The sequence below is a fragment of the Streptomyces sp. AK08-02 genome (assembly GCF_033795085.1).
In the GTDB taxonomy this organism is placed as follows: domain Bacteria; phylum Actinomycetota; class Actinomycetes; order Streptomycetales; family Streptomycetaceae; genus Streptomyces; species Streptomyces echiniscabiei.
The window spans coordinates 330,592-344,868 of record NZ_JARAZV010000003.1; the positions used below are offsets into that span (position 1 = coordinate 330,592).

A 14,277-nucleotide genomic window follows, 5' to 3' on the forward strand; every position below is an offset into this window, starting at 1 on the left:
GGGGATTCCCGGCGTGCCGGGGCCACTTTCCGAGGGGGTGGCGGTGGGTGGACTGGCAGAAGGACGCGGTGGCGCCGAGTCCGCTTCCGGATCGTCGGCACTGCCTCCGCAAGCGGTCAGAAGACAGGAGAGGGTGACCAGGGCAGCCGCGAGCGAGGTCCAGGATCCTCGACCCCGTCTGCAGTCCTCCATCATCTGGCCACTCCCTTTACGCCACAGAACGTCACTGAGACGCCCTCGGCCGCAGTTCGGTTCCCGTCGCCCGAGGAGAAGCGGAGGGCCTCACCGTATGCCCGGGCCGACCCGAGCCGAAGGGGCAGGAGCTTGTCATACGCGTCGCCGACCGATCCGATAGATGCCGCGATGCCGTCGCGGTCCAAATGTTCGGCGAGCGTGAATGAGGTGTATTGCCCGGACTCACATCCGAGTGATGGACCAGTTCCCCCTGTCGCGGCGGAGTGCCCGTCCTGTCGCGTTGCCAGAGCGCCATCTCCAGGGCGGCCGGGACGAGTTCGGCGTGTTTGGTGGTTGCCGCGAACCAGCCGACGATGCCGCGGGAGAAGGTGTCCACGACGAAGGCGACGCAGACGACCGGAGGTGCGGTTGGCGCGTCGGCCCGATCGGCTGACGTGGGGTGCCACGGCTGCGCCCCGGCCGGGGCTGGTCAGTCTTCGAGTTCGTGGCGGACGCGTCGGGACGGGCTGAACGTGTAGAGGTCGAGGATGTCGGGCGCCTCGGCGAGACCGGGGCCGCCATTTCTGACCCAGGTGGTGATGTCGGCAGCGGCTTCGGGGTCGTTGACCTGACCGAGCCAGACCGGGCGTCCGCCGGCTCTGCGGCCTTCGGCGGAGGGCTGGATGACGATGACGTTGGCGCGCTCGCACGCATCCAGGCAATCGGTACGCCGGACCATCGCGACTCCGGCCAGTTGGGTGCGCAGGTCGGTGAGCTGGGCTTCGTGGTCCTGCCGTGGGACCTTGGCCGGTGTGCCGCAGCAGCAGCCGCGGCAGACGGTGATGACGGGCCGGGGCGCTCCTGTTGCGGGGGTGGCCTTCTTGCTGTGGCGGCTCATCGCGGGTCCTGGGTGGTGCGGTTCCAGGCGGCGTCGCTCAGCAGGCGCAGACCGTTGAGGCCGACGATGACGGTCGATCCCTCGTGGCCCAGTACGCCGAGGGGCAGCGGGAGATGGCCGACCAGGTCCCAGATGACCAGGCCGGAGATGAACACTCCGGCGATGACCAGGTTCTGCACGACCAGGCGGCGGGCTGCCCGTGAGAGGGCGATGAGCTGGGGGACGGTGGCGAGTTCGTCGCGGACGATGACGGCGTCGGCGGTTTCCAGGGCGAGGTCGGAGCCGGCGCGGCCCATGGCGATGCCGATGTGGGCGGCGGCCAGCGCGGGGGCGTCGTTGACACCATCGCCGATGACCAGCACCTTGCGGCCACGGGCCTCCAGGCGCCGTACCGCCTCGACTTTGTCCTGGGGCAGGAGGCCGGCGTGGACATCGTCCGCGGTGATGCCGGCCTCGGCGGCCAGGCGGGCGGCGGCGCGGGGGTTGTCGCCGGTGAGCACGATCGGGGTGTTGGCGGTCAGCGCGGACAGGGAAGCGACTGTGGTGGCGGCGTCGGGGCGCAGGCGGTCGACGATGCCCAGCACCCCGACCGGGATGCTGTCGCGCAGGACCAGGACGGCGGTGTGGCCGCCGTTCTCCAAGTCCGCCGCGGCCTCGGCGGCGCGGGCCGAGAAGGCATCGTCGTTGGCGGAGTTGGCGTTGAGGAGGCGAGCGGGGGCTCCGACCGCGACCGTGTGCCCTTCGACGGTGGCGGTGACTCCGACACCGGGGGCGGAGGTGAAGTCCCGCATGCCCGCGATGGCCAGGTGGCGGGCACGGGCGGCGTCGATGATCGCGCGGGCCAGGGGGTGTTCGCTGGGGTGCTCGGCGGCAGCTGCCAACGCCAGCAGGGCGTCCTCGGTCAGCCCGGAGCCGGGCAGAGGGCGGCTGGTGGTGACGCGAGGGGTGCCCTCGGTCAGGGTGCCCGTCTTGTCCAGGGCGACCGCGTCGACCTGCCCGAGACGCTCCATGACCACGGCGGACTTCACCAGGACGCCGTGACGTCCGGCGTTGGCGATCGCCGACAGCAGCGGCGGCATCGTCGCCAGGACCACGGCGCACGGCGAGGCCACGATCATGAAGGTCATCGCCCGCAGCAGCGAGGAGGTCAGGTCCGCACCGAACGCGAAGGGGATCAGGAAAACGGCCAGGGTCGCGAAGACCATGCCCAGGCTGTACCGCTGCTCGACCTTCTCGATGAACAGCTGGGTGGGTGCCTTGGTCGCGGAAGCCTCCTCGACCATGGCCACGATCCGGGCGATCACCGAGTCCGAGGCGTCCCGTTCGACCTTGACGCGCAACGCGCCGGTGCCGTTGAGAGTGCCGGCGAAGACCTCGTCACCGGGCTCCTTCGCGACCGGCAGCGGCTCCCCGGTGATGGTGGCCTGGTCCACCTCGCCGGCCCCCTCCAGGACGCGGCCGTCCGCGCCGACCCGCTCGCCGGGGCGGACCAGGATGGTGTCGCCGACCACCAGGTCCTCGGTCGGAACCGTCGACTCGCTGCCGTCGTCGGCCAGCCGGGTAGCGCCGGCCGGGGCGAGGTCGAGCAGGCCGCGGACCGCATCCTGGGTGCGGGCGGTCGCCAGGGCTTCCAGGGCGCCGGAGGTGGCGAAGATGACGATCAGCAGAGCGCCGTCCATCACCTGCCCGATCGAGGCCGCGCCGATCGCGGCCACGATCATCAGCAGGTCCACATCCAGCGTCTTCTCCCGCAGCGCCGTCAGCCCCGCCCAGGCCGGCTCCCACCCGCCGGTGACATAGGCGGCGGCGTACAGCGGGCCCCACCACCAGGCGGGTGCGCCGGCCAGCTGGAGCGGCAGCGCGATCAGGAACAACATCAGCGCCGCCGTGGCCCAGCGAGCCTCGGCCAGGGCGAACATCCGCGTACGGCGCTTCGGCGCGGTAGGGCGCTTGGGCGTTGCACGGGTGGCGGCCGGAGCTGCCTGTTCGGGCCGCTGGATCAGGTCGGAAGGCACGACGAAACAACCCTTCAGGGCGGAAGACGGCGACACCTCCACCGTACATGAATATCTGAACAGGTCTTCATGTGTGGTCGGTAGGATGGGCGGCATGGGTCACGGAGCCGACAACGAGCACCACGCCAGCCCCCGCGAGCGCCTTGACGCGGCGGGAGCCACCGACGTCGCCGCCACCCTCCAGGCCCTGGCCACCCCTTCGCGGCTGTACATCCTGGCCCGCCTCCAGGAAGGCCCCTGCGCGGTCGGCGACCTCGCCGAGGCCGTGGGAATGGAAGCCTCCGCCTGCTCCCACCAGCTCCGCCTGCTGCGCAATCTCGGGCTCGTCACCGGAGAACGCCGAGGCCGCTCCATCGTCTACGCCCTCTACGACAACCACGTCGCCGAGCTGCTGGAACAGGCCCTCTTCCACGTCGAACACCTGCGGCTCGGCCTGCGCGACGCCCCTGCGGCCGAAACGGCACCGGCCACGGTCCGGCACTAGGCAGGGTTGTGGTGGTAGGCAGAGTTGTGGCGACGGCAACAGTTGCACGCTCGTGGCGACCCGTTAGACGACGCTCCCAGCCGGGGTGGCCCCGTCCGGGCGCTGGAGCACCTTCGCGAGGAGCCCGTGGCGGGGAGCCAGGCACCAGGTGAGAACGAACAGGCCAGTGAGGACCACGACCACCGAGCCTCCCGCGGCGAGGTCGTAGGCGTACGAGACGTACAGACCCGCGATGCTGCCCGCGCAGCCGATGAGCGAGGCCAGCAGGGTCATGGCCCACAGCCGTTCGGTGAGCATGCGGGCGGTGGCGGCTGGGGTGATGAGCAGGGCGAGGACGAGGATGTTGCCGACCGCCTCCAGGGACATCACGATCGTCGTGGTGACGACGACGTACAGGGTCAGATCGAGGCGGAACACCGGCAGACCCGCCGCGCGCGCCGTCTCGCGGTCGAGGCTGACGGCAACCAGTTCCTTGCCGATCGCCAGCACGACGAGGACAAGCACGGCGCCGATGGCGGCCACGGTCCACACGTCCGACGCGCTCACCGCCAGCACCTGGCCGAACAGGAAGGACGACAGGTCCGTCGTCCAGCTGTCCCTGGTGGAGACCAGGACGATGCCCAGACCGAAGGCGAAGGCGAAGAAGACGCCGATGACGGTGTCCTCCTTCAGCCGCCGGTTCTGGGAGACGAAGGCGATCAGCACGGCCGTGATGATCCCGGCCGTGGCTCCGCCGAGCAGGAGGTTGCCCTCGAAGGCGTAGGCGAGGGCGACGCCCGGGAAGGCCGAGTGGGCGACCGCGTCGCCGATGAACGCCATGCCACGCAGCACGACGTACACGCCGACGACGCCACAGACCAGGCCGATGATCGCGGCGACGGCGAACGCCCTTTGCATGAAGGGCAGTTGCCAGGGGTCGGTGAAGAACTCGATCATGCTTCGGCTCCGATCGCGCGGTCGAGGCCGAAGGCCCGCAGCATCTGGGCGGGGTCGGCGAGGAGCTCGGGGCCGCCCTCGGCGACGACCGTACGGTTGATCAGCGCCACCCGGTGGCAGGTGCGGGCGACGGCAGCGAGGTCGTGGGTGGTCATCAGGAGCGCCCTGCCTTCCGCCGCCAGCCGGCCGAACAGTTCGTTCAGCAGCTCCTGGGTGGGTACGTCGACTCCGGTGAACGGCTCGTCGAGGAGCAGGATGCGCGGGCCGGCGGCCAAGGCTCGGGCCACCAGGACCCGCTGCCGCTGGCCGCCGGACAGCTCACCGATCGGGCGTCGGCGGAGCTGGGTGAGCCCGGTCAGCTCCAGCGTCTCGTCCACCGTCGCGCGGTCCACCGCCCCCGGGCGGCGTAGCCAGCCCAGCTGCCGGGTGCGGCCGGTGAGGACCGCGCCCGCGACGTCGATGGGGAAGTCCCAGGCGAACTCGTGGCGTTGGGGCACGTAGCCGATGCTTCGCCCGGCCGGCCGACCGGTCCTGCCCTCGACGGCCACCTCGCCTCCGGCCAGCGGAACGAGCCCCAGCACAGCGCGCAGGAGGGTCGTCTTGCCTGCGCCGTTGGGGCCTATGAGACCGACCAGTTCCCCGGCGCCGACGGTCAGGTCAGCCCGCTCCAGGGCGGTTCTGCCGCCGAGGACGACGGTCGCGCCCGTGACCCGCAGCAGCGGGTCCGCCCTGTCTGCCAAGCCGTCAGCCACGTGCGGTCCTCCTGCGCCGGGCGGCCAGGAAGGACACGGCACCCACCACGGTGAGCGCGGCGGCGGCAGCGCCCAGGAGTACGGCCTGACCCGCGCCGGTGGAGGCCATCGAGCCGTCGGCGGAGTCCTGCGTCGAAGAGCTGCCCGTGGAACCGGAGTCGGACGTGGAGCCTGCCGTGGCCGAGGAATCGGGGGTTGCCGAGGAACCGGAGTCGTTGTCACCCGGAGCCACCGTGCCCGGGTCTGTGTCGCCGACCACGAACGTCACCGTCTCCGTGTCGGAGCTCTTCGTGCCGTTCGCGAGCGTGCCGCTCATCTTGAAGGTCAGCCGGTACGTGCCCTCCTTCGTGAACGCCCACCCGCCGTGTGCGTGCGTGTTGGCGGGCACGTCGAAGGAGTCCGGCACTCCGTCCTTGCTGTTGAACAGGATGTTCGCGCCCGACATCGCGTCATAGGTGTAGAGCGCGTAGGCACCCGGACCTTCGACCTCGGTGAGGGAGAACTCCACGCCCCCCTCGGCCGCCCCGGCCTCGATGTTGTCCGTCGACCAGCCGGGCCACAGCAGCCCCTCCTGCTGCACCTGGTCGAGAAGCCACACCGGGTCACCGCCCTTGCCGAGGAACGAGAACTCGTCGCTGTCCGGAAGGGTGTTCCTGGCCGCGGGCTTGACGTGCAGGACCACGGAGGAGGGCTCGCGCCAGGTGGTCTTCCCGGAGACCGTGCCGTCCTTGAGGTGGATCCGCAGCTTGTCGTCGACGACGCGGGCGGCGAAGTCGATGTGTCCCTCGTCGAGGACCTTCCTGTCGGACACGGCGTCGAGGGAGGCCGTGGTGGCGGCCAGAGCGGTGCGTGGCCCGGTCCGGGCCGACTCCGTCACGGCCTTGCCGTCCACCGCCGGGGTCGGCGCCTCCTCGGATGTTCCCGCGACGGGAGTCTCCTCGGCAGCCGGCTCGTTGCCGGCCGGGTTCTGCCCGCCCTCCGTGTCCCCGACCACCACCGTGTACACGGTCCCGACGGACAGTTCACGCCCGTCCGCGGCCGTGGCCTCGGCGGTGAAGATGACCTGGTACGTGCCGTTCTCGCTGAACTCCCAGCGTGTGTCGCCCTGGTGGCCCGCCGGCAGTTCGTGTTCGTCGGGCAGGTCGTCGGCGCTGTCGAACAGCGGCGCCTCCTGGGCTCCGGCGTCGGCCTCTTCCTTCCCGGCCGAGTACACCTTCAGGTCACCGGGGCCGTCGAGCCCGATCAGCGACCACCGCAGGGTGTCCCCGTCCACCGCGCCCTCGGGTACGCCGGTGGTGTCCCACCCGGGTGCCGAGGTATCGACGACGCGCGCGTCACCGACCTCGATCACATGGGCCCGGTCCGCCGGATCCAGGGTCAGAATGCCGTCTGCGTAGGCGATCCGGCCGAGGCCCGGGCCGGGGCCCGCTGCCGTACCGCCGTCCGCGACGGCGGCCCCGCCCCCTGTCAGGGTGGCCGCGAGGACCACCGCCACGGCGCCCCGCTGAACTCTCCGCATGCCCCTCATCAGGCGTTCTCCCCCAGGCACTTGGCGAGCTCTGTCGCGTTGTGCCGCATCATCGATACGTAGTCGTCGACCTGGTCGTCGAACGAGTCGCCGTAGATCGTGCAGATGCCGACCCCCTCGTCCTCGGCGACCCGGCGCAGCACGTCGGCCCGCGCTGCGAGGTTCGGTTCCAGAAACACGGAGGGGACCTGCTTATCCCGGATGGTGTTGCCGAGTTTCTCGACCTCGGCCGCGCTCGGCTCCTGGTTCGGCACGGGCACGACGAAGCCCGCGACCTCCATGCCGTACGCCTCGGCGAGATATCCGAAGGCGTCGTGGGTGGTGATCAGCTTGCGGTTCCGCTCCGGCACGGCGGCGAGCTTCCCGGCGACCTCCTCGTCGAGGGCCCCGAGCGTCCTCAGATACGCTGCGGCGTTCTTCTCGTACGCCGCTCTGCCGTCCGGATCGGCCTTGATCAGTTCGGCCTCGATCCGCCGGACGTACGCCTCGGCGTTGGCGACGTCCTCCCAGGCGTGCGGGTCCAGGTCGCCGTGGACGTGCTTGCCGATCACGGCCTGCGGCAGTACCCACAGCTCGTCGCCCACCGCGCCGAGGAAGGCGTACGGCTCCTCCTTCGGCACGGTCTCCCTGGCCCGGTCGGGAACGTTCAGCACCACCTCGTCGGCGGCGAGGCGGGCCGCCTCGCCGCTCTTGGCGTCGTCGGCGCGGACGTAGACCTTCCCGGTCTCGGCGTTGAGCGCCACGTCGGCGTGCCCGCCGTCGAGCAATCTCATCCCCTTGGGCACCTCGGCGTCGTCGCCGACGGCGAAGGTGAAGGTGCCGCTGCCGATCTTCTCGGTCTGCCCGTCCAGGGTCTCGGCCTGCCCCGCGACAGTCAGCCGGTACGTTCCGGGCTCGCTGAACGCCCAGTTGACGTGGGTGTGCGCCTCGGGCGGCAGGGCGAAGGAGTCGGCGTCGTCGAGGCCGTCGGCAGAGTCGACGTACACCTTGGGCCTGCCGAGCGTGTCGGTGAGATACACGCGCAGCTCGCCGGGCCCTTCCAGCTTCGTGGCGGTCGTACGCACCTGGGAGCCGTCTCCCTCGACCGCGCCCTCGACGGCCCAGCCGAGCCACAGCACGTCGAGCCCGAGGTCCTCCTCCAGCTTGATGACCGTGCCGCCGTACTGCTCCAGCTTCTCGGCGATCTCGATCTTCGGTGCGGACTTGCGGGCGTTGGTGTGGACCATCTTCATGATCCCGGGCTCTTCGAGCAGCAGGCCGTTGCTGAACACGACGTCGGCCCTGGCGACCTTGACCGCGTCACCGGGGCTGGGCTCATAGGAGTGCGGGTCGCCGTGGTGCGGCACGATCGAGGTGACGTCGACGCGGTCGCCGCCGACCTGCTCAACGAGATCAGCGATGATCGCGGTGGTCGTCGACACCGTCAACTCGGCGTCGGACGAACCGGCTTGAGTCCCACCGCACCCGGAGAGCAGAGCGGCGCCCGCCGCGACCAGCGCGGCGATGATGGTAGTACGTGTGGGGTGGCCCCGCATGGGGCTCCTCCTTCTCTCGACACGATCGGAAACTGTGGGAGCCGACGAATGCCGCATACGGCAGACCGGGTCGCTGCCAGGCGCCGGTCCGCCGTACGCGGAGCTTTCAGGTGGCGGTACGGCGACGGCGTACGAGGAACACCGCGCCGCCACCCACCAGCAGGGCGCCCATGGCAATGCCCGCGATCGCACCGACGTGCGCACCGGTGGAGGCGAGCCCGCCGGTCGTCGGGGTTCCGCTGATGCCGGTCGACGAGCCTCCGCTCGTTCCGGTGGACGCGGAGCCCGAGTCCGTCGCCGAGGGGCTCACCGAGTCGGAAACGGAGGGCGACGGGGCCGAGGACGGGCTCGCGGTCGGCGTCGCGGAGGCCGACGGCGAGGGGGTGGCCGTCGGGGCCGCGGTCGGCTCGCTCCCCTCGCCCGGCTGCACGGTCGACGGGTCCACGTCGTCCCCGACCGCCCAGGCGATCGTCTCCGCGTCGCTGACCTTCCTGCCGTCAGCGAGGATGGCGCTGACGGTGAACGTGGTGCGGTAGACGCCCTCCTGCGCGAACGTCCACACGGTGTGGCGGTGGACCGGTACCGACAGGTCGAAGCTGTCCGGCAGTCCGTCCCCGCTGTGGGCGTGCATGATCACCGAGCCGACCGAGCCCTCCGTGAAGATGCTCACCGCTCCCGGGCCCTGGACGGCGTCGAGCCGGAAGGCGACACGGCCGTCGATCTCGGAGCTCCTGAACTGGTCGGTGCTCCAGCCCGGCCAGACGAGACCGTCGACCTGTTGGATGGGCAGCCACCACACGGGCCCGCCGACCGGGCCCAGAAACCCGTACCCTTCGGGGATCTTCCGCCGGGCCGCGGGCTTCACGTGCAGGACGACCTTCTCGGGATCGAACCACTCGTAGTCCTGCGCCGTGCCCTCCTTGATCTGGAACCGCAGCGAGCCGTCCACCGGGCGCGCGGCCAGATCGAGGTGACCGTTGTCGATGACGTGTGCGGCCGGTGCGGTGGGTGTCGCGCTGGTCGAGGGTGCGGTGCTGGAGGACGGTGGGAACGTCGATGGCGTAGAGGGCGTCGGCATGGAGCCGTCGCCGGGCAGTACGTCGTTCGGGTCGACGTCGTCACCGACCACCACGGCCAGCGTCTCGGTGTCGGTGGAAGAGCCGCCGGTCACCGTGAAGGTGAGCCGGTAGACGCCCTCATTGGTGAACTGCCAGACGGGAAGCAGCCGTTGCTCGTCGCTCGGCAGGGTGAAGGTGCGCTGGACGGAGGAGACGCTGCCGAGGTACGGGATCGCCGGAGCGTCCATGCTGTCCATCTCCCGGGTGTAGGAGGCCATGCCGAAGTCCCCGGGCCCTTCGTATCCGGACAGCGAGACCTCGGTGTCACCTCCCGCCCGGGTGCCGTTCCAGCCCGGTTCGGGGGCGAAGATGTTCTCCGCCTCCCAGCCATTGAGCTGCCAGGTGTCCATGTTGGTCGTACCGAGCGCGACGGCCACCGGATCCAGAGTGGACTGCAGGGACGACTGCACCGCGTGCAACACCACGTCGGAGGGCTCACGCACGACCGTGGTGCCGCTGCCGCGGTCATCGATCTGCAACTCCAGCTTTCCGTCGACCACTCGGGGCGTGAGATCGAACTCGCCCTCGTCGAGGACGACGGCACTGCCGGCGGCGCGGGCAGGCCCGCTGCCGCCGGCGGCGGCAAGCCCTGCCGCGCCCAGGAGCACCGCGGTCGCCGCGAGGAGCGCCGCACTGGTGAAGGCGCGTCTGCCGCGCGTCAGGGCCCGCATCACGAGGTGACGACGACGGTGTACGTCTCGGTGGCGGACTCCGTGACACCGCCGACCGCGCCCTGGACACGGAACGTCAGCTGGTAGGTACCGGCCTCCTCGAAGGCCCAGTTGGCGTGGTTGTGGGTGGCGACGCCGAACGTCCGGGACTTGAAGGTCGTGATCGCGGTGTTGCTGTCGAACCAGCGGCTGCCGCTGCCCGCGTAGATGCTGAAGTCCTCGGTGGCGGCGCCGTCGCGGGTGGCGCTGACGAGGGTGTAGGTGACGGTGTCGTTGGCGAACACCCCAGTGGTGAGGTGCTCAGTGGAGATGCCCGGGAAGAGCACCCCGGCCGCGGCGGCCTCCGCCTCGGTGTCGGGGAGCAGCCAGATCTGGCTGCCCGCACCGAGGAAGCCGTAGCCCGGGTTGGCGACCTTCGCCGCCGCCTGCACCGACAGGGTGACGTCGGCCGGCTCGTACTCGGTGTCGGTCTCCTCGTCGTGGACGTGGAGGTGCAGGTCGGCGCCGTCCCACTCGGCGTCGAGGGCGTCGACGTGGCCGCTGCTCAGGGTGGTGGCGGCGAAGGCGGAAGTGTTGAGACCGGCCGTGGCGAGCGCGGCGGCGGCGATGCCTGAAACGGTCAGCAGGCGTCTGCGGGTACGCAAAAGAAACCCCCATGGGTCATGTTCATGCCCCCTTGGACACAGTCAAGATGATAATCATTTTCAAAAGATGAGGCAATGAGTTTGCTGTGGCGCCTTGGCCGGCCGCGCTCGGGAACAGTTCGGCCCGACCGGATGACCGAGAGCCGTCAGGAGGGGGTGAGCGGAAGGGCATCCTTGTACCCGTTCACAGGCCGGGCCACCTTCTTGACCGTACGGCCGTCGAGCGCGACGGGGGCCGACTCCGTACCCAGCCTCCCGCCGGGGTGCCAGGTCCCCGTGACGGACACCCAGGTGTTGGCGGGCAGGGCCGGGGTCCCGTGGATCCGTACGATCACGGACTGGGCGTCCGCCGCGCAGCAATTGAGGACGAGCCGGGTCAGGGACCAGCCGTCGCCCTGCTGGTCGGGCGTGACGAAACCAACCATCCGGACACTCCGCCCCTTGATGACCCGCGTGCGGTCCTGCCGTACGCGGCGGGTGAAGTCGGTGAGAGTCATCGGGACCGGCGACGTCTCGGGCAGGGCATCGAAGTGCTCCTGTTCCGTGACGGCCCTGGGAGCCGCGCGGGACGCGCTGTACGCGCCAAGGGCCGGCGGGGCATAGAAGAGCAGACTCAGTGCCGGCAGGAACAGCAGCCAGGCGACACGGGGCACACCGGAGTGGTCGTGGCTGTCGTGGCCCACGCGCCCATGAGGCTCCTCGTGCTCGTCGCCCCCACCTCGCCACCAGGACGACCACGCCTCTGCCGCTCCCAGCAGAAGCAGCAGCGCCCCCGATGCGATCAGTATCGGGCGCATGCCCTCCTTGACGTACCTGAGAGACAGGTCGGTGAAGAGCGTGGCGTACAGCAGGCCGAGGCCACTGAGGATGAGCAGGAGCACCTGAAATGGCCTTTTCACAGCAGTACTCCTCCGATCAGCGCACTGCACAGGATGGCGACGACCGTGGTCGCGGCGGAGAAACGGACCGCGAAGGCCCGGCCGAAGGTGCCCGCCTGAAGGGCTATCAGCTTCAGGTCGACCATCGGGCCGACCACCATGAACGTCAGCCGCGCGAGGGGCGAGAAGCCGGTGAGCGAGGCCGCGAGGAACGCATCGGCCTCGGAACACACCGCGAGCAGGATGGCCAGCGCGGCCAGGAACAGCACCGACAGCCAGGGCGAGCCGGAGAAGGTGTCGAGCACGGACTGCGGGACCGCCACGTTGAAGGTGGCCGCCGCCATGGCCCCGAGGACCAGGAACCCGCCCGCGTGCAGGAAGTCGTGCTGGAAGCCGTGTCGGAACTCCGTCCAGCGGCTCTGCCCCGTCTGGTGCCCGGTGAAGTGCACGACCGGCCGAAGCCACTCCTCACGACCGAGCCAGAGCCAGAGCCAGCCCATCACTGCGGCGGTGGCGAGCGAGGCCAGCAACCGGGCCAGCACCATGGCCGGACTGCCGGGAAAGGCGACGGCCGTGGCGGTCAGCACGACCGGGTTGATGGCAGGAGCCGACAGCAGGAACGTGAAGGCCGCGGCCGGGGGGACACCACGGCCGATCAGGCTGTTCGCCACCGGCACCGACGCGCACTCGCAGCCAGGCAGAACGACCCCGGCGATCCCCGCGACCGGGACGGCGAACACGGGCCGCTTCGGCAGCATCCGGCGGAACATCCGAGCCGGCACAAAGGCGTTGATCGCCCCGGACAGAGCAGTTCCGAGCAGCAGGAACGGCAGCGCCTGCACGGTGACGGCGAGACAGACGGTCCGCCAGGCTTGTACGGCTGGCTCCTCTCCCCACCGGCCGATGACGATGACCGCCGCACCGGGAAGAACGGCCGCTGCCGACAACCGCAGCCCCCAGAACCGGAGCCAGCCGGATAAGGAGGTGTCCTCGGCCATCACAGGGGCCTCGGCGACCGCCGCCGCTTCCCCGGGCCGGCCATCCGTCTTCTGCATACAAGCTCCACATGTCAGGTGTCCGGAGCGAACCTAGCGGATGCCGGGATCATCCCCGCGACGGCGACCAGGCGGCCCACCACATGGAACACCTGCGGCTCGGCATGTGGGACCCCGGCCGACGATCCACCCGGCTATCGGCCCTGCTCATGGAAGCGAACCCGGCACTCAGCAGCTGGACTTCGAGCCACACATGCATGAATTGCCATATGTTAATGTAGCCACGCACTGCCTGCGGAGCACGAGCCGCAGGCATCCGAGAGCACCACGAGGAGCACCACATGACCACCGCCACCGAGCACCGCACGCACGACAACCACACGCACACCCACGGCGAGGGCTGCGGCCACGTCGCCATCCCGCACGGCGACCACACCGACTACGCGCACGACGGCCACCTCCACGCGGCCCACGAGGGCCACGTCGACGAGTGCGCGAGCGCCGGCCACACCGCCCACGAGAGCCACGACCACCAGCACGGCGCGAGCTGCGGCCACGTGGCGGTGCCGCATGAGGACCACGTGGACTACGTGCACGACGGCCACCGTCACGCCGCGCACGACGGGCACTGGGACGACCACTGACCGGATCCGCGTCCGGCGGCACAAACCCGGACCGGAAATCATTGTCACTTGCTAATGTGTGCATGTGACGATGACACCTCCTCCCTCGACAGCCCCGGCGGACGAGCCGCTACGCGCCCTGGAGGCCGCCAGCGACCTGCTGAAGGCTCTGTCCTCCCCCGTCCGTCTCGGCATCGTGCGGGAGCTGTCCGAGGGTGGAAAGTACGTCCACGAACTGGTCGCCGCTCTCGGAGTGAGCCAGCCGCTGGTCTCGCAGCATCTACGTGTGCTTCGCAACTCCCGCATCGTGACGACCCGCCGCCAGGCCCGCGAGATCCGGTACCACCTCACCGACGAACACATCGCCCACATCGTGCTGGACGCCATCCGGCACGCACAGGAGTAGTCCGGCGCCGTCAACCGCATGACGCGCCGAACACGCACCGCCGGCGAACGGGCGGACCGAGTGAGTGATGAGCACCCGTGTTCTCGTCCTCAAGGGCGATGCCCTCCTCGCCCACTGCTCCGCCCTGCACTCCGTGTACGTCGACGCGTTCTGCGCCCCGCCCTGGAACGAGGACGAGGAGAAGGCGGTCGAGTTCGTGGGGCGGCTCCCGGTGAACGTGCGGCGCCCCGATTTCACGGCCGCACTCGCCTTCGCGGGACCGGAGATCATCGGCTTCGCCACCGCCTGGACTACCAGGCCACCCACCCCTCCCCCGACGGCAAGGGCATCGTCGTCTTCCTCGGCCCCCGGCACCCGGCCCGGGCTCTGGCCGCCCAGCCGCTGTGACCGTCCGGAACCATGCTGCCGGTCCGCGCGGCCGGACATGGTCCGCGTCCGCAGAGCCGGGGGCGGCGAGGTGGCGCTGTGTCCGCGAACTGCGCCGCCCGGGCCCCGTGCCGCTGCCGTACGCCTCGATCGCCGACGGAGGGGACCATGACCGGAGCGCCCGCTGTTGCCCGCCACGCCCGGCGTTCCGCCGGTCGGTCGCAGCGAAAGCAGGCCGTGGGGAAGATGCCTCG

Annotated in this window: 14 protein-coding genes; 4 read left to right on the top strand and 10 right to left on the bottom strand. The window is 70.4% G+C overall.

The window, feature by feature from the left end; genetic code table 11:
* Positions 1-664 precede the first annotated feature (664 nt).
* Both PV734_RS07895 and PV734_RS07900 read right to left on the bottom strand, forming a co-directional pair.
* On the bottom strand, positions 665-1,072 hold the full coding sequence (locus PV734_RS07895; RefSeq protein ID WP_319289067.1) for a (2Fe-2S) ferredoxin domain-containing protein: 408 nt from the start codon (positions 1,070-1,072) through the stop codon (positions 665-667).
* The gene (locus PV734_RS07900; RefSeq protein ID WP_319289068.1) at positions 1,069-3,087 is read right to left on the bottom strand and encodes a heavy metal translocating P-type ATPase; all 2,019 of its coding nucleotides are present in this window, start codon (positions 3,085-3,087) and stop codon (positions 1,069-1,071) included. The genes PV734_RS07895 and PV734_RS07900 overlap by 4 nt, the downstream gene beginning before the upstream one ends.
* A 94-nt stretch (positions 3,088-3,181) precedes the next feature.
* On the opposite strand from PV734_RS07900, the gene PV734_RS07905 reads away from it, so the two are divergent.
* Positions 3,182-3,571, top strand: coding sequence for a metalloregulator ArsR/SmtB family transcription factor (locus PV734_RS07905; protein WP_319289069.1), 390 nt, complete (start codon positions 3,182-3,184; stop codon positions 3,569-3,571).
* Between the two features lie 63 nt (positions 3,572-3,634).
* Here the strand turns inward: PV734_RS07905 and PV734_RS07910 are convergent, their stop codons facing one another.
* From PV734_RS07910 to PV734_RS07945, 8 genes are all read right to left on the bottom strand, one after another.
* On the bottom strand, positions 3,635-4,507 hold the full coding sequence (locus PV734_RS07910) for an anchored repeat-type ABC transporter permease subunit (protein ID WP_319289071.1): 873 nt from the start codon (positions 4,505-4,507) through the stop codon (positions 3,635-3,637).
* Positions 4,504-5,259 carry an anchored repeat-type ABC transporter ATP-binding subunit gene (locus PV734_RS07915; RefSeq protein ID WP_319289072.1) on the bottom strand — a complete coding sequence of 252 codons (756 nt, stop codon included), beginning with the start codon at positions 5,257-5,259 and terminating at the stop codon, positions 4,504-4,506. Before PV734_RS07915 ends, PV734_RS07910 begins: the two co-directional genes overlap by 4 nt.
* Positions 5,252-6,778 (bottom strand): TIGR03773 family transporter-associated surface protein, encoded by a 1,527-nt coding sequence (locus tag PV734_RS07920; RefSeq protein WP_319289073.1) that lies wholly within the window; start codon positions 6,776-6,778, stop codon positions 5,252-5,254. The genes PV734_RS07915 and PV734_RS07920 overlap by 8 nt, the downstream gene beginning before the upstream one ends.
* An 8-nt stretch (positions 6,779-6,786) precedes the next feature.
* Positions 6,787-8,322, bottom strand: coding sequence for an anchored repeat ABC transporter, substrate-binding protein (locus tag PV734_RS07925; protein ID WP_319289074.1), 1,536 nt, complete (start codon positions 8,320-8,322; stop codon positions 6,787-6,789).
* A 106-nt stretch (positions 8,323-8,428) separates the two neighbouring features.
* Positions 8,429-10,111, bottom strand: coding sequence for a choice-of-anchor M domain-containing protein (locus PV734_RS07930; RefSeq protein ID WP_319289075.1), 1,683 nt, complete (start codon positions 10,109-10,111; stop codon positions 8,429-8,431).
* Positions 10,111-10,755: a choice-of-anchor M domain-containing protein gene (locus PV734_RS07935; RefSeq protein WP_319289076.1), complete on the bottom strand. Its 645-nt coding sequence runs from the start codon at positions 10,753-10,755 to the stop codon at positions 10,111-10,113. The genes PV734_RS07930 and PV734_RS07935 overlap by 1 nt, the downstream gene beginning before the upstream one ends.
* A gap of 146 nt (positions 10,756-10,901) precedes the next feature.
* Positions 10,902-11,654, bottom strand: coding sequence for a TIGR03943 family putative permease subunit (locus tag PV734_RS07940; protein WP_319289077.1), 753 nt, complete (start codon positions 11,652-11,654; stop codon positions 10,902-10,904).
* On the bottom strand, positions 11,651-12,688 hold the full coding sequence (locus tag PV734_RS07945) for a permease (protein WP_415924169.1): 1,038 nt from the start codon (positions 12,686-12,688) through the stop codon (positions 11,651-11,653). The genes PV734_RS07940 and PV734_RS07945 overlap by 4 nt, the downstream gene beginning before the upstream one ends.
* A gap of 281 nt (positions 12,689-12,969) precedes the next feature.
* Here PV734_RS07945 and PV734_RS07950 point away from each other — a divergent pair, with 281 nt between their 5' ends.
* The 3 genes from PV734_RS07950 (at position 12,970) to PV734_RS07960 (ending at position 14,195) form a co-directional block, all read left to right on the top strand.
* Positions 12,970-13,272, top strand: a complete 303-nt coding sequence (locus PV734_RS07950) for a hypothetical protein (RefSeq protein WP_319289078.1) — start codon at positions 12,970-12,972, stop codon at positions 13,270-13,272.
* Positions 13,273-13,342: 70 nt separating this feature from the next.
* The gene (locus PV734_RS07955) at positions 13,343-13,657 is read left to right on the top strand and encodes a metalloregulator ArsR/SmtB family transcription factor (RefSeq protein WP_319289182.1); all 315 of its coding nucleotides are present in this window, start codon (positions 13,343-13,345) and stop codon (positions 13,655-13,657) included.
* Positions 13,658-13,724: 67 nt separating this feature from the next.
* Positions 13,725-14,195, top strand: a complete 471-nt coding sequence (locus tag PV734_RS07960) for a GNAT family N-acetyltransferase (protein ID WP_319289079.1) — start codon at positions 13,725-13,727, stop codon at positions 14,193-14,195.
* Positions 14,196-14,277 lie beyond the last annotated feature (82 nt).

What these genes read in the sequence shown, in the direction of transcription:
- PV734_RS07895 (WP_319289067.1), bottom strand. Translation starts at nt 1,072, where the DNA reads ATGAGCCGCCACAGCAAGAAGGCCACCCCCGCAACAGGAGCGCCCCGG.
- PV734_RS07905 (WP_319289069.1), top strand. Translation starts at nt 3,182, where the DNA reads ATGGGTCACGGAGCCGACAACGAGCACCACGCCAGCCCCCGCGAGCGC.
- PV734_RS07910 (WP_319289071.1), bottom strand. Translation starts at nt 4,507, where the DNA reads ATGATCGAGTTCTTCACCGACCCCTGGCAACTGCCCTTCATGCAAAGG.
- PV734_RS07920 (WP_319289073.1), bottom strand. Translation starts at nt 6,778, where the DNA reads ATGCGGAGAGTTCAGCGGGGCGCCGTGGCGGTGGTCCTCGCGGCCACC.
- PV734_RS07925 (WP_319289074.1), bottom strand. Translation starts at nt 8,322, where the DNA reads ATGCGGGGCCACCCCACACGTACTACCATCATCGCCGCGCTGGTCGCG.
- PV734_RS07930 (WP_319289075.1), bottom strand. Translation starts at nt 10,111, where the DNA reads ATGCGGGCCCTGACGCGCGGCAGACGCGCCTTCACCAGTGCGGCGCTC.
- PV734_RS07945 (WP_415924169.1), bottom strand. Translation starts at nt 12,688, where the DNA reads ATGCAGAAGACGGATGGCCGGCCCGGGGAAGCGGCGGCGGTCGCCGAG.
- PV734_RS07950 (WP_319289078.1), top strand. Translation starts at nt 12,970, where the DNA reads ATGACCACCGCCACCGAGCACCGCACGCACGACAACCACACGCACACC.
- PV734_RS07955 (WP_319289182.1), top strand. Translation starts at nt 13,343, where the DNA reads ATGACACCTCCTCCCTCGACAGCCCCGGCGGACGAGCCGCTACGCGCC.
- PV734_RS07960 (WP_319289079.1), top strand. Translation starts at nt 13,725, where the DNA reads ATGAGCACCCGTGTTCTCGTCCTCAAGGGCGATGCCCTCCTCGCCCAC.